The organism is Streptomyces sp. NPDC043726, assembly GCF_056436565.1.
Map to the genome: position 1 here is coordinate 88438 of NZ_JBWKCI010000002.1, position 12150 is coordinate 100587.

Here is a 12150-nt window from a genome sequence, read left to right on the forward strand (position 1 = left end):
CCATGTGTTTGGCAGTGCCCGGCAAGGTCGTGTCCATCGATGCCGGAGCCGATCCGCTCACCGGGCTGATCGACTTCGGCGGCGTGCAGAAGGAAGCGTGTCTGGAGTACGTGCCCGAGGTGCAGGTCGGTGAGTACGTCATCGTGCACGTCGGGTTCGCCCTCCAGCGCCTGGACGAGGAGTCGGCGCTGGCCTCTCTGAAGCTCTTCGAGGAACTGGGGCTGCTGGAGGAGGAGTTCGGCGACGCCTGGGAGCAGGCGGCCCGGGACGCGGGAGTCGCGGCGGTGCCCGAGGAGACCCGAGAGAGCGAGGCCCGGTGAAGTACCTCGACGAGTTCAACGACCCCGACCTGGCGCGGCATCTGCTGGACGAGATCCGCGCCACCGCCACCCGCCCCTGGGCGCTGATGGAGGTGTGCGGCGGGCAGACCCACTCCATCATCCGGCACGGCATCGACCAACTGCTCCCCGAGCAGGTCGAGTTGATCCACGGGCCCGGCTGCCCGGTCTGTGTCACCCCGCTGGACGTGATCGACAAGGCCCTGGAGATCGCCGCCCGCCCCGGGGTGATCTTCTGCTCCTTCGGCGACATGCTCCGGGTACCGGGCACCGACCGCGACCTGTTCCGGGTCAAGGGCGAGGGCGGCGACGTACGCGTGGTCTACTCGCCGCTCGACGCCCTGGAACTGGCCCGCCGGAACCCGGACCGGGAGGTGGTCTTCTTCGCCATCGGCTTCGAGACGACGGCCCCTGCCAACGCCATGGCCGTGCACCAGGCCCGCCGTCTGGGCCTGACCAACTTCAGCCTGCTGGTCTCCCATGTGCGGGTGCCGCCCGCGATCGAGGCCATCATGACGGCCCCCGCCTGCCGCGTGCAGGGCTTTCTCGCCGCCGGACACGTGTGCAGCGTGATGGGCATGGCCGAGTACCCGGAGCTCGCCGAGCGCTTCCGGGTACCCCTCGTGGTGACCGGCTTCGAACCGCTGGACATCCTCGAGGGCATCCGCCGGGCGGTACGCCAGCTGGAGCGCGGTGAGCACCGGGTGGAGAACGCCTACGCCCGTGCCGTGCGCGAGGAGGGCAACCCGGCCGCCGTACGCATGATCGAGGAGGTGTTCGAGGTGACCAACCGGAACTGGCGCGGCATCGGGCCCATCCCCGGCAGCGGCTGGCGGCTGACCGAGGCGTTCCGCGCCTACGACGCCGAGCACCGCTTCGACGTCGCCGGCATCCGCACCGAGGAGCCCGCCGAGTGCCGCAGCGGCGAGGTGCTCCAGGGGCTGATCAAGCCCACCGAGTGTGCCGCGTTCGGCACCACCTGCACCCCGCGCTCCCCGCTCGGCGCGACCATGGTCTCCAGCGAGGGCGCCTGCGCGGCCTACTACCTCTACCGCCGGATGAACGCCCCGGCGCCGCAGCCCGCCCCGGCCGTCCACGAGGAGCTGAACCCCGTTGTCTGACCTCGTCGAACCGACCGTCGATCCCGCCGACTGGACCTGTCCGGCCCCGCTGCGCGACCAGCCCGTGGTGGTGATGGGGCACGGCGGGGGCGGTGCCCTGTCCGCCGAGCTGATGGAGCAGGTGTTCACCCCCGCCTACGGAAACGCCACCCTTGCCGCGCTCGCCGACTCCGCCGTCCTCGAACTGGGCGGAGCACGGCTCGCGTTCTCCACCGACGCCTACGTGGTCCGGCCGTTGTTCTTCCCCGGCGGCAGCCTGGGCGACCTCGCGGTCAACGGCACCGTCAACGACCTGGCGATGAGCGGAGCCCGGCCCGCTTTCCTGTCCGCGGCCTTCGTTCTGGAGGAGGGCGTGGAGCTGGCCGTCGTCGAGCGGATCGCGCGGGCCATGGGCGCGGCGGCCGACGCGGCGGGGGTCGTGGTGGCCACGGGTGACACCAAGGTGGTGGAGTCCGGGCACGGCGACGGCGTCTACGTCACCACTTCCGGGGTGGGGCTCGTCCCCGCCGGGGTGGACATCAGGCCCCAGCGCGCCCGGCCCGGGGACGCCGTCATCGTCAGCGGGCCGATCGGCCTGCACGGGGTGGCGATCATGAGCGTGCGGGAGGGACTGGAGTTCGGCGTCGAGATCGCCAGCGACACCGCGCCGCTGGCGGACCTGGTGGCCACGATGCTGGCGGTCACCCCCGACATCCATGTCCTGCGCGACCCCACCCGGGGCGGACTGGCCGCGTCCCTGAACGAGATCGCCCGCGCCTCCGGCACGGGTGTCCGGCTGCGGGAGCGCGCGATCCCGGTGCCGGACGCGGTCGCCAACGCGTGCGGGTTCCTGGGCCTCGATCCCCTCTACGTGGCCAATGAGGGACGACTGGTCGCCTTCGTGTCCCCGTCGGCGGCGGAGGAGGTCCTCGCGGCGATGCGCGCCCACCCGCGGGGCTCGGGCGCCACGCTGATCGGGGAGTGCGTCGCCGAGCACCCCGGCATGGTGGTGGTCGCGACCGGGCTCGGCGGGACCCGGGTGGTGGACCTGCCGCTGGGTGAGCAACTGCCGCGCATCTGCTGATCCGCACGGACCGGGCCCCCGCGACACGCCGTCGCGGGGGCCCGGTCCGTCAGTGGATCTTGGTGATCTCCAGCTCCCGGCCGCTGCGCAGCTCGGTCGAGGGCCGGTCGCAGCGCGGGCACCAGAAGAACGGTGGCATGCCCACCGCGAACTCCTGGGCGCACGGGTCGCAGTAGGCCTGAGCGGGGACCTGCTCCACCACGAGCCGGGCCGTGGCGAGGGCGGTGCCGTCGCGGGCCACCTCGAAGGCGAAGCTCAGCGCGTCGGGGACGACCCCGGCCAGCTCGCCGACCCGGACGGTGACCGCCGAGACCTCATCGGTCCCGTCCGCCCGGGCGCGCTCGCCGGCCTGCTCGATGATCGCGGTCGCGATCGAGAGCTCGTGCACGCCCGGCTCACGGATAGCGGCGGCGCGCGCGCAGCCCGCCGGCCATCCGCCAGATCCGCACCTCGCGGCGCAGGCTCGGGAACTCACTGACCAGGAACGCCAGTGCCACCCCGCCCGCCAGGACGGCCTCGGCCATCAGCACGCGGTGTCCCGACGCCATGGCTCTCTTGTCTCGTGCTCGTTGGACCTTCATTACGGCGACTCCCTGTCGTTCGTCATCCCGGCGGGATGTTCGGCATGACGTCGAGCAGGGCGTCGTGCCGCTTCCAGTGGATCCCGGTGGAGCGGCGCGCGTCCGCGGTGCCGTCCTTGTGGTGCCCGGTCTGGTGTGTGTACGGGCCCCGGTTGCCCTGATGCATGCCGGGCACGTGCCCGGTCGCGTCGGGCTTGATGTGGGGTCGGCCGACCCTGATGCTGCCCATGAGGTGTTCCTTCCTCTTTCTCGCCGCCGCGCCGCGGGGTGCGGCGGTCATGGCCGCTCGGTGAGGTCCTCGAAGAACCGCTCGACGGCCGGCCAGATCCGGCCGCCACCGGACAGGCCCCGCCATTCCCGGCGGACGACCGCGATCATCCGGAAGCAGTCGTCGACGGGCACGATCCAGTGGTGGTCGAGGCCGTGCACGGTGTTCACCAGCAGGGCCTCCACGTCAGGCTGCAGGGAGGCGAGTTCCGGCCGGTCCGTGACCAGGCGTCGCCAGGCGGCCGCGTCCACCTCCCATCGCATGGCCCCGGCCGGGCTCGGGCCCTCCGCGGTGACCGTGCCGTCGGCGCGGGGCACGAAGAACACCAGGCCGACGGGTACGCCCAGGACCTCAGTGTCCACCTTGGGGAGCCTGGTCCGCCTGCGGGGGACGAGCCGGTAGCGGCCCTCGCCCGCGCCGCCGTCGGCGAACAGCACCGAACAGGCGCCGCAGGCACAGGTCACCTGCTCCTCGGAGGTGTCGTACAGATGGGCGTGCTCGTCGGGCACCGGCGCGGCGCACAGGTCGCACCGCTCCGCCTCGGCCGCCGCCCTGCGATCGGCCGAGGAGCGGATGAGGCGGGCCAGGGCTCCGTCCGTGGTCATGGGGCGCCCCGGTGGGTGAGCGTGGTCAGCGGGACGAACGCGGGGGGTGTGACCTCGACCGGCTCCACGGAGGTGAGCTCCGGCGCCACGGCGAGCACGGCCTCCCGGACCACGGCGGTGACGTCGCCCGAGCCCGTACCGCATCCGGAGCCGCAACCGCCGCCGGCCGTCAGCCGGACCCGGCCCACGCCGGCCTCGACGCCGGCCCACTCCACGTCGCCGCCGCGTTCCCGCACGGCGGGCCGCAGCCGCTCGACCGCGCGCTCCGCCCGGCGCTCGACGGGCTCCGGGTGGACGGAGTGCAGCACCAGCAGATGTCCCAGCAGCTCGTCGTCGGCGAGGCGTTCCGCCAGCGGTCCGTCGGCCCGGTCCATGACCCGGGCCAGCGCCTCGCCGTAGACCTCCGTCAGGAGCCCCACCGCTTCGAGGGCGGAGCGGTCGGCGGGGCCGGGAGCGGCGGCGAGGCCTTCCAGCAGTCCGTCGAGCCGGGCCAGCCGGGCCTCGACGTCCGGGTCGGCCAGCCGCTCGGCCGGGGCCTGCGGCTCAGCCATGGTTGGCCCCGTACGTCGGCGAGTGCAGGGTCGTCAGCGTCTTGCCCTTGCCGACGTACATGTGCACCCCGCACGGCAGACAGGGGTCGAAGCTGCGGACGGTGCGCATGATGTCGACGCCCTTGAAGTCGTCCGGCCCGTTCTCCTCGAAGATGGGCTGCCCCTGGACGGCGTCCTCGTAGGGGCCGGGGGTGCCGAACTTGTCGCGGGGGCTGGCGTTCCACGGGGTGGGCGGGTAGGGGTGGTAGTTGGCGATCTTCTTGTCCTTGATCACCAGGTGGTGGGAGAGGACACCGCGCACCGCTTCGTGGAAGCCGCAGCCGATCGCCTCGTCGGGCACCTCGAAGTTCTCGAACACCTTGGTGTCACCGGCCCGCACCAGACCCATGGCCTCCTCCAGGAACTGAAGGGCCATGGCGGCCGCGTAGGCGACGAAGTACGGCCGGGCGCGGTCCCGTTCGATGGTGTTGCTCCACTGCGGGATCTTCCATTCCAGGGTCGTCTCCGGCAGCGACTCGCCCTTGGGCAGCGAGATCCGCACACTGCTGCCGGTGGCCTTGATGTAGGGCGTGTCGACCAGGCCGCTCAGCGCGGTGGACCACAGCCGGGCCAGCGGGCCGCCGCCGGTGTCCAGGGCGAGGTGCTCCCCGGTGCGTCCGTCGTGCCAGCGGGGGCTCATCACCCAGCTGTACTTCTCGTCGAAGTTCCGCTTCTGCGGCACCGGGACCGTCGTCTGGTTCCACGGGTGGCGCATGTCGACCGGGTTGCCGAGGGGGTCGTGGGTGACGAAGGGCTGCTCGTTGACCCAGTCCTCGTAGTAGGAGCTGCCCAGCATGATGCGCAGGCCGAGGTTGATGTCGACGAGGTTGTTGGTGACCAGTTCGCCGTCGACGACGATGCCCGGGGTGACGTACATCGCCTTGCCCCAGTGGTTCATGTTCTCGTAGCGGTAGTCGACGACGTCGGGGTCCTGGAAGGCGCCCCAGCAGCCCAGCAGGATGCGACGGCGGCCGACCTCCTCGTAGCCGGGCAGCGCCTCGTAGAAGAAGTCGAAGACGTCGTCGTTCATGGCGACGGCCTTCTTGACGAAGTCGATGACCCGCATGAGGCGGCTGAGGTAGTCGGTGAACACCGTCGGCTGCGGCAGTGTGCCGACGCCACCGGGGTAGAGCGTGGAGGGGTGCACATGGCGCCCCTCCATCAGGCAGAACATCTCGCGGGTGACCCGGCTGACCTTCAGCGCTTCCTTGTAGACCTCGCCCTCGAACGGGTTGAAGGCCTTCATGATGTCGGCGATCGTGCGGTAGCCGTGGATGTCCCCGCGGGGCGCGTCGGTGCGCTCGGCGCGGGCCAGCACACCGGGGTTGGTGGCCTTGACCATCGCCTCGCAGAAGTCCACGAACACCAGGTTGTCCTGGAAGATCGTGTGGTCGAACATGTACTCGGCCGCCTCGCCGAGGTTGACGATGTGCTCGGCCAGCCGGGGCGGCTTGACGCCGTAGGCCATCTGCTGGGCGTAGTCGGAGCAGGTGGTGTGGTTGTCGCCGCAGATGCCGCAGATGCGGGACGTGATGAAGCCCGCGTCGCGCGGGTCCTTGCCCTTCATGAACACCGAGTAGCCGCGGAAGAGCGACGAGGTGCTGTGGCACTCCACGACTTCCCGGTTGGCGAAGTCGATCTTCGTGTAGATGCCCAGGTTTCCGATGATCCGGGTGATCGGATCCCAGGACATGTCCACGATCTGCGGTGGCTTGCGGTCCGTTGGCCGGGCCTCGGTTGTGGTCATCGCTGGTGTTGCCCCTCGCTGTCGGTGTTCCTCAAGGTCCGTGGGTGGGGTGCCGGTCGTCGCCGGGTCAGGGCCGCCAGTGCGGGTTGTAACCGCTGGTCAGCTTCTTCTTGTTGTGGCGCCACCGGGGTTCGTGGTTGACCAGCTCGTTGGTGACGCCGCGCAGCCGGCGGATGACGGCGCCGTACGGCTTGATGGCGAGCGACGACAGCGTGCCGCCGGGCGGCTCGTCCATGAACGGCATGAAGGCGTCGGGGAAGCCCGGCATCGTGCAGCCGATGCAGATGCCGCCGACGTTCGGGCAGCCGCCGATCCCGGCCATCCAGCCCCGCTTGGGCACGTTGCAGTTGACGACCGGACCCCAGCAGCCCGTCTTGACCAGGCACTTGGGGGAGTTGTAGTCCCGGGCGAAGCTCGCCTGCTCGTAGTACGAGCCACGGTCGCAGCCCTCGTGGACGGTCTTCCCGAACAGCCACTGCGGGCGCAGCATGTGGTCCAGCGGGGGCGGGGGAGCGGAGCCGGCCGCGTGGTAGAGCACCCAGATCAGGGTCTCCATGAAGTTCTCGGGCTGGATCGGGCAGCCCGGCACGTTCACCACGGGCAGGCCGCCCTGGGACCTGTAGTCCCAGCCCAGGTAGTCCGCGAGGCCCATGGCGCCGGTCGGGTTGCCGGCCATCGCGTGGATGCCGCCGAAGGTGGCGCAGGTGCCCGCGGCCACCACCGCCCAGGCCTTGGGGGCCAGTTGGTCGATCCACGAGTTCAGGGTCTGCGGCTCACCGGTCTCCGGGTCGTTGCCGAAGGACGTCCAGTAGCCGTCGCCCTCGATGACGTTCTGGTTCGGGATCGAACCCTCGATGACGAGGATGAAGGGGGCCAGGTCGCCGCGTGCCGCCGCCCGGTAGGGCGCGAGGAAGTCCTCGCCGCCCAGGCTCGGGGAGAGCACCTTGTTGACCAGGTTCACCTTCGGCAGGCCCGGGATCAGCCCGAGCACCAGGTCCTCGATGGAGGGCTGGTCGGCGGCGGTGAGGGAGACGGTGTCGCCGTCGCAGCTCATGCCCTCGGAGATCCAGAGGATGTGGATCTCGTCGAAGCCCTGCCGGTCCTCGCCGCGGCTGGGTTCGCCGCTGACCTCGGTGGTGCCACTGTTCGTCGTCATGTCAACGGCCTCCGCTGTGGGGGGTGGGGGGAGTCGGTCCGCGGCGTGCCGGGGGCCGCTGCGTCGGCGGACGTGAGCGGCTCGAGTTCGTCGGGGCGGAAGTAGTGGAAACGGCCGTACCAGGAGTGCAGTTCGGCCGCGGGGTCGTCGTCGAGCGTGACGGCGAGGTGCATGCTGCCGTCCACGTCGTGGAGCACCGCGGCGACCCGGGCGGTCCGGCCGACCAGGAACATGTCCTGGGCGTCGGCGCCCCGGCCGCGGGGGCGGAGCCGTACCCGGCTGCCCGCGGCGACGGGCACGCCGTCGACGAGCACGGTGTCGGTGGTCGGGGAGAGCCCGGAGTCGGCGCCCTCCTGCCACCAGGTGGGCCGTTCGGCGGCGGCCGGCTTCAGTGAGCGGACGGCTCCGTGCAGCCGGGCGAAGACTTCCTGGGGCATGGTGTCGACCCGGTCGAGGATGGCGGCGGCCCGCGGGTCGGTGGCGCGGGCCTCGAGCTTCTCCTCGTCGGTCAGCAGCATCGTGCGCAGGGTGAGGATCTCGTCGATCTCCCCGGCGTCGTGCAGGTCGCCGGGGCTCTCCGGCGCCACCTGGGGGTGGTCGGGGAGGATGATCGGCGCGGAGAGCAGGAGGGGGCTGGTTCCGCCGTCGTCCGCGCCTTCCGCGGGGGGTTCGCCGCCCAGCACCGGGAAGGTGAACTCGTTGCGGCAGGCCCGGGTGTGCTCGATCAGGTCCGCGGGCGGGTCGATCAGCGAGACGAAGTCCACGCCGTCGCCCGCGAGGAGGGTGTGCGTGGCGATGAGGGCACCGCGCAGGGCCTCGTCGCGCGGCAGCAGCGGATCGGGCGCGGGTCCGGTGTGGGCGGTGCGCACCTGGATCCGGCACACGTCCTCGAAGAGGTGCTCCGCCGTGAGTGTGGTGTGGGCGCGCACTTCCTCGCGGCGGCGCACGAGCCGTCCGGCGCGGCCGGGCAGCTGCTCGATGTCCGTGCCGTCTCCCGAACCGACGGCGACCGTGTGCTCGCCCTGGAGGAGGTCGGCCAGAGGGACGGCGAACTCGGCCTCGCGCGGCACCGCCTCCTCGAAGGTCAGATGCGTCGTGCCGTCGTCGGTCCGCAGCGAGGCGACGGCATGGTGGCCGCCGTCCGCGGTGGCTTCTTCCACCTGCTTGTGCTGCATCTGCAGGTAGCGCACCCGCACCCGTACGACCGCGCCGGGCCGGCGGACGCGCAGCAGGCACTCGGTGCGCTGGTACCAGGAGTCCGCGGAGCCGGACACGCCCGGGACCGCCGGGCCGGCCGCCTCCACCCACTCCAGCGGGAAGAGCACCCCGAACTGCCACCTGACGCGGTTCTTGGCCGACGAGCGGCGGTAGGGGTAGAGCAGGTAGCCCTCGTAGAGGACTGCGTCGGCGACGGCACTCAGCCGCTCGAAGTCGCAGCGGGCGAGGTCCGGCGGCAGTTCCTCGCCGGTCGCGGGGACGACGTCCACCGCACCGCCCTTGGTCAGGCCCCTGGGCATTGCGCCTCCTGCCTTCTCGCATCCGTCAGCGCACACATCCGTTCCACCACGGTCACATCCGTAACGGGCCCGCGCTTCCCCGGCCCGCGGGCACTGGGCCGTTCGGGGGGTCGACAGCGCCCAGGCGCACCAGCCGCCGCCCGACCGGACGTCCCGTCCAGCCCCCCTGGCCGGTCGCCCCCTGGCCGGTCGCCCCCTGGCCGGTCGCCCCCTGGCCGGTCGCTCCCTCGGCCGGTCGCTCCCCTGGCTGGTCGCCCCCTGGCCGGTCGCTCCCTCGGCCGGTCGCTCCCCTGGCTGGTCGCTCCCTCGGCCGGTCGCTCCCCTGGCTGGTCGCTCCCTCGGCCGGTCGCTCCCCTGGCTGGTCGCTCCCCTGGCTGGTCGCTCCCTCGGCCGGTCGCTCCCCTGGCTGGTCGCTCCCTCGGCCGGTCGCCCCCTGGCCGGTCGCCCCCCGGCCAGCCGCCCTCCCCGGCCGGACGCCCCCGCGACCGAGGGCCCGCGCCTTCCCCGCTCCCCGCCGTGGAATCCCCGGCATGCCCGGCCTGGGCACCCGCACAGTCCCGGCCCACCCCCGTTGGGACCACGCAGCGACCCCGCCCGCACATCTGTTCCGCCCGCCCGCCCACGTGCTGTCGTGAGCTCCCCTTCCCCAACCCGTCCCGTGCCCGCCGGCACGGACGCGAGGAGCCGTGATGCCCGAAGCACCACCGGACGAGGAACCGGCCCTGCACGTCGAAGGCCTCGACGTGACCTACGGCCGCGCCCTGTCCGCCCTTCGCGACGTGTCGCTCACCGTCCCGCACGGCGGCGTCGTCGCTCTGCTCGGCGCCAACGGCGCGGGCAAGACGACCTTGCTGCGGGCGGTGTCCGGCACCCTGCGCCTGCACCGCGGCGCGGTCACCGCGGGCCGCATCCGCTACGGCACCACGGAACTCGACGGCCGCGACCCGGTCGCCGCCGTGCGCGCCGGGGTCGTCCAGGTCCCGGAGGGCAGGAGGGTGTTCGCCGGGCTGACGGTCGACGAGAACCTGCGCACCGGCGGACTCGGCCTCGGCCGCCGCGACCCCGCCCACGTACGCACCGCCCGCGACCGGGTGTTCACCCTCTTCCCCCGGCTCGCCGAACGCACCCACCAGGCCGCGGGCCTCCTCTCCGGCGGCGAACAGCAGATGCTCGCCATCGGCCGGGCCCTGATGGCCGCCCCGCGTCTGCTCCTGCTCGACGAGCCCTCCCTCGGCCTCGCCCCGCAGATGGTGGCCCGGATCGCCGAGGTCGTGAAGGAGATCAACAGCCAGGGCACCGCCGTGCTCCTGGTCGAACAGAACGCCGGCATGGCGCTCTCCCTCGCGGACAGCGCCTACGTCCTGGAGGTCGGCGAGATCCGGCTGTCCGGGCCGGCCGACGAACTCGCCCGCACGGACGCCGTACGCCGTCTCTACCTGGGCGAGACCGCCGACGGTCAGGGGGCCGCGTGAACGACCGCACCACCACGCCACCCGTGCTCGACGTACGGGACGTCACCGTCCGGTTCGCCGGGCTCACCGCCCTGGACTCCGTGTCCTTCACGGTCGTCCCAGGGTCGGTGCACGCCCTCATCGGGCCCAACGGCGCGGGCAAGTCCACCTGCTTCAACGTGCTCTCGGGCCTGTACCGCCCCGCCTCGGGCACGGTCCGCCTCGGCGACACCGAACTGACCAGCCTCGCCCCGCACCGCATCGCCGTCCTGGGCGTGGCCCGCACCTTCCAGAACATCGTCACCACGGAAGGAACCGTCGCCGACAACCTGATGCTCGGCCGGCACATCCTGTCCCGCGCCGGCTTCACCGCCAGCGCGCTGCGCCTGCCGAGCGCCGTACGCGAACAGCGCGCGCATCTCGCGCGGGCCCGCGAGATCGCCGAACTCACCGGCCTCGGCCCGCACTTCGACTCCCCCGTCGCACTGCTGTCGTACGGCGACCGCAAGCGCGTGGAGTTCGCCCGCGCCCTCTGCCTGGAGCCCTCTGTGCTGCTGCTCGACGAACCCGTGGCCGGCATGAACGCCGCCGAACGCGCCCGCACCGCCGACACGATCCGTGCCGTGCGCGCCGAACTCGGCCTGTCCGTGGTGCTGGTGGAGCACGACATGGGCCTCGTGATGCGCCTGGCCGACGAGGTGACCGTCCTCGACTTCGGCCGCGTCATCGCCCACGGCACCCCCGACGAGGTCCGCGGCGACCCCGAGGTGCTGCGCGCCTACCTCGGCACCGAGGCCACCGGGGAGGACGCGGCATGACCGGCTTCCTCGACAACGTCCTCAACGGCCTCGCCCTGGGCTCGGTCTACGCCCTGGTCGCCCTCGGCTTCGTCATCATCTTCAAGGCCTCCGGCGTCATCAACTTCGCCCACGGCTCCCTGCTCCTGCTCGGCGGCTACCTCACCGCCGTCCTCCACGACGACCTCGGCTTCGCGGGCGCCCTCGCCGTGGCCGTCCTGGCGACCGCGGCCGTGGCCGGGCTCATGGACCGGTTCCTGCTGCAGCTCGGCGAACAGGACGCGCACTCCGCGCATGTGCAGACGATCGTGACCATCGGCGTCGACATCGTCCTGCTCACCGACCTGTCCCGGCGCATCGGCGGCGACCTGCTCTCCCTCGGCGACCCCTGGGGCGACTCGGTCAGCGGCCTCGGCCCCATCACGGTCGCCGACAGCCGCCTCGCCGCGATCGTGGTCTCCACCGTCGTCATCGGCGGCGTCTTCGCCCTGTTCCGGTACACCAACTGGGGGCTGGCACTGCGGGCCTCGGCCGAGGACATGGAGGCGGCGGCGCTGATGGGCGTCCGCCTCGTGCGGATGCGCACCCTCGCCTGGTGCCTGGCCGGCGGACTGGCCGCGCTGGCGGCGGTGTTCCTCGCCGCGTTCCCGGCCCCGGGCCTGGAGCGTACGACCGGACAGATCGCCCTGAAGGCCTTCCCGGCCGCCATCCTCGGCGGCATGGCCTCCCCGCCCGGCGCCCTCGCCGGCAGCATGCTGATCGGCCTGACGGAGGCACTCGTCGCCGGATACCAGTCCGAACTGCACATCCTCGGCGAAGGGTTCGGCGACGTCGCGCCGTACGCCGTGATGGTCCTCGTCCTTCTCGTACGGCCCACCGGGCTGTTCGGCGCGAAGGGGGCGGCCCGTGTCTGAGC

General features: G+C 72.3%; 14 protein-coding genes. 6 read left to right on the forward strand and 8 right to left on the reverse strand.

The features are described from left to right. The first annotated feature begins 2 nt into the window (after positions 1-2). The 3 genes from AC068Z_RS05130 (at position 3) to hypE (ending at position 2522) form a co-directional block, all read left to right on the forward strand. Positions 3-320, forward strand: coding sequence for a HypC/HybG/HupF family hydrogenase formation chaperone (locus tag AC068Z_RS05130; protein WP_478552447.1), 318 nt, complete (start codon positions 3-5; stop codon positions 318-320). Next, on the forward strand, positions 317-1459 hold the full coding sequence (gene hypD, locus AC068Z_RS05135) for a hydrogenase formation protein HypD (protein ID WP_478552449.1): 1143 nt from the start codon (positions 317-319) through the stop codon (positions 1457-1459). The genes AC068Z_RS05130 and hypD overlap by 4 nt, the downstream gene beginning before the upstream one ends. A gap of 73 nt (positions 1460-1532) precedes the next feature. Then, positions 1533-2522, forward strand: coding sequence for a hydrogenase expression/formation protein HypE (gene hypE, locus AC068Z_RS05140; protein ID WP_478553713.1), 990 nt, complete (start codon positions 1533-1535; stop codon positions 2520-2522). 49 nt (positions 2523-2571) lie between these two features. Here hypE and hypA read toward each other — a convergent pair whose 3' ends face one another. The 8 genes from hypA to AC068Z_RS05180 form a co-directional block, all read right to left on the reverse strand. Further along, positions 2572-2910 (reverse strand): hydrogenase maturation nickel metallochaperone HypA, encoded by a 339-nt coding sequence (gene hypA / locus AC068Z_RS05145; protein WP_478552451.1) that lies wholly within the window; start codon positions 2908-2910, stop codon positions 2572-2574. A 7-nt stretch (positions 2911-2917) separates the two neighbouring features. Then, positions 2918-3070 (reverse strand): hypothetical protein, encoded by a 153-nt coding sequence (locus AC068Z_RS05150; RefSeq protein WP_478552453.1) that lies wholly within the window; start codon positions 3068-3070, stop codon positions 2918-2920. A 55-nt stretch (positions 3071-3125) separates the two neighbouring features. Then, positions 3126-3332: a hypothetical protein gene (locus AC068Z_RS05155; protein ID WP_478552455.1), complete on the reverse strand. Its 207-nt coding sequence runs from the start codon at positions 3330-3332 to the stop codon at positions 3126-3128. A gap of 47 nt (positions 3333-3379) precedes the next feature. Continuing rightward, the gene (locus tag AC068Z_RS05160; protein WP_478552456.1) at positions 3380-3976 is read right to left on the reverse strand and encodes a DUF5947 family protein; all 597 of its coding nucleotides are present in this window, start codon (positions 3974-3976) and stop codon (positions 3380-3382) included. Further along, positions 3973-4527 (reverse strand): NifU family protein, encoded by a 555-nt coding sequence (locus AC068Z_RS05165; protein WP_478552457.1) that lies wholly within the window; start codon positions 4525-4527, stop codon positions 3973-3975. The genes AC068Z_RS05160 and AC068Z_RS05165 overlap by 4 nt, the downstream gene beginning before the upstream one ends. Next, a complete protein-coding gene (locus tag AC068Z_RS05170) occupies positions 4520-6313 on the reverse strand; it encodes a nickel-dependent hydrogenase large subunit (RefSeq protein WP_478552459.1) in 1794 nt (597 codons plus the stop codon). Before AC068Z_RS05170 ends, AC068Z_RS05165 begins: the two co-directional genes overlap by 8 nt. 67 nt (positions 6314-6380) lie before the next feature. After that, positions 6381-7469, reverse strand: coding sequence for an NADH-quinone oxidoreductase subunit B family protein (locus AC068Z_RS05175; RefSeq protein ID WP_478552461.1), 1089 nt, complete (start codon positions 7467-7469; stop codon positions 6381-6383). After that, positions 7466-8986: a hypothetical protein gene (locus tag AC068Z_RS05180; protein WP_478552463.1), complete on the reverse strand. Its 1521-nt coding sequence runs from the start codon at positions 8984-8986 to the stop codon at positions 7466-7468. Before AC068Z_RS05180 ends, AC068Z_RS05175 begins: the two co-directional genes overlap by 4 nt. Before the next feature lie 689 nt (positions 8987-9675). Here AC068Z_RS05180 and AC068Z_RS05185 point away from each other — a divergent pair. Genes AC068Z_RS05185 through AC068Z_RS05195 form a run of 3 tightly spaced genes read left to right on the forward strand, consistent with a single transcriptional unit; the run spans position 9676 to position 12148 of the window. Further along, entirely contained in the window at positions 9676-10458 is a 783-nt protein-coding gene (locus AC068Z_RS05185) for an ABC transporter ATP-binding protein (protein WP_478552465.1), read from the forward strand. Continuing rightward, positions 10455-11255 carry an ABC transporter ATP-binding protein gene (locus AC068Z_RS05190; RefSeq protein WP_478552467.1) on the forward strand — a complete coding sequence of 267 codons (801 nt, stop codon included), beginning with the start codon at positions 10455-10457 and terminating at the stop codon, positions 11253-11255. The genes AC068Z_RS05185 and AC068Z_RS05190 overlap by 4 nt, the downstream gene beginning before the upstream one ends. Next, positions 11252-12148: a branched-chain amino acid ABC transporter permease gene (locus AC068Z_RS05195; RefSeq protein ID WP_478552469.1), complete on the forward strand. Its 897-nt coding sequence runs from the start codon at positions 11252-11254 to the stop codon at positions 12146-12148. Before AC068Z_RS05190 ends, AC068Z_RS05195 begins: the two co-directional genes overlap by 4 nt. Positions 12149-12150 lie beyond the last annotated feature (2 nt).

Excerpts from the sequence above, each read along its gene's own strand:
- AC068Z_RS05185 (WP_478552465.1), top strand. The coding sequence starts at position 9,676 with ATGCCCGAAGCACCACCGGACGAGGAACCGGCCCTGCACGTCGAAGGC.
- AC068Z_RS05130 (WP_478552447.1), top strand. The coding sequence starts at position 3 with ATGTGTTTGGCAGTGCCCGGCAAGGTCGTGTCCATCGATGCCGGAGCC.
- AC068Z_RS05170 (WP_478552459.1), bottom strand. The coding sequence starts at position 6,313 with ATGACCACAACCGAGGCCCGGCCAACGGACCGCAAGCCACCGCAGATC.
- AC068Z_RS05155 (WP_478552455.1), bottom strand. The coding sequence starts at position 3,332 with ATGGGCAGCATCAGGGTCGGCCGACCCCACATCAAGCCCGACGCGACC.
- hypE (WP_478553713.1), top strand. The coding sequence starts at position 1,533 with ATGGGGCACGGCGGGGGCGGTGCCCTGTCCGCCGAGCTGATGGAGCAG.
- AC068Z_RS05150 (WP_478552453.1), bottom strand. The coding sequence starts at position 3,070 with ATGGCGTCGGGACACCGCGTGCTGATGGCCGAGGCCGTCCTGGCGGGC.
- AC068Z_RS05165 (WP_478552457.1), bottom strand. The coding sequence starts at position 4,527 with ATGGCTGAGCCGCAGGCCCCGGCCGAGCGGCTGGCCGACCCGGACGTC.
- AC068Z_RS05175 (WP_478552461.1), bottom strand. The coding sequence starts at position 7,469 with ATGACGACGAACAGTGGCACCACCGAGGTCAGCGGCGAACCCAGCCGC.
- AC068Z_RS05195 (WP_478552469.1), top strand. The coding sequence starts at position 11,252 with ATGACCGGCTTCCTCGACAACGTCCTCAACGGCCTCGCCCTGGGCTCG.
- AC068Z_RS05180 (WP_478552463.1), bottom strand. The coding sequence starts at position 8,986 with ATGCCCAGGGGCCTGACCAAGGGCGGTGCGGTGGACGTCGTCCCCGCG.
- AC068Z_RS05160 (WP_478552456.1), bottom strand. The coding sequence starts at position 3,976 with ATGACCACGGACGGAGCCCTGGCCCGCCTCATCCGCTCCTCGGCCGAT.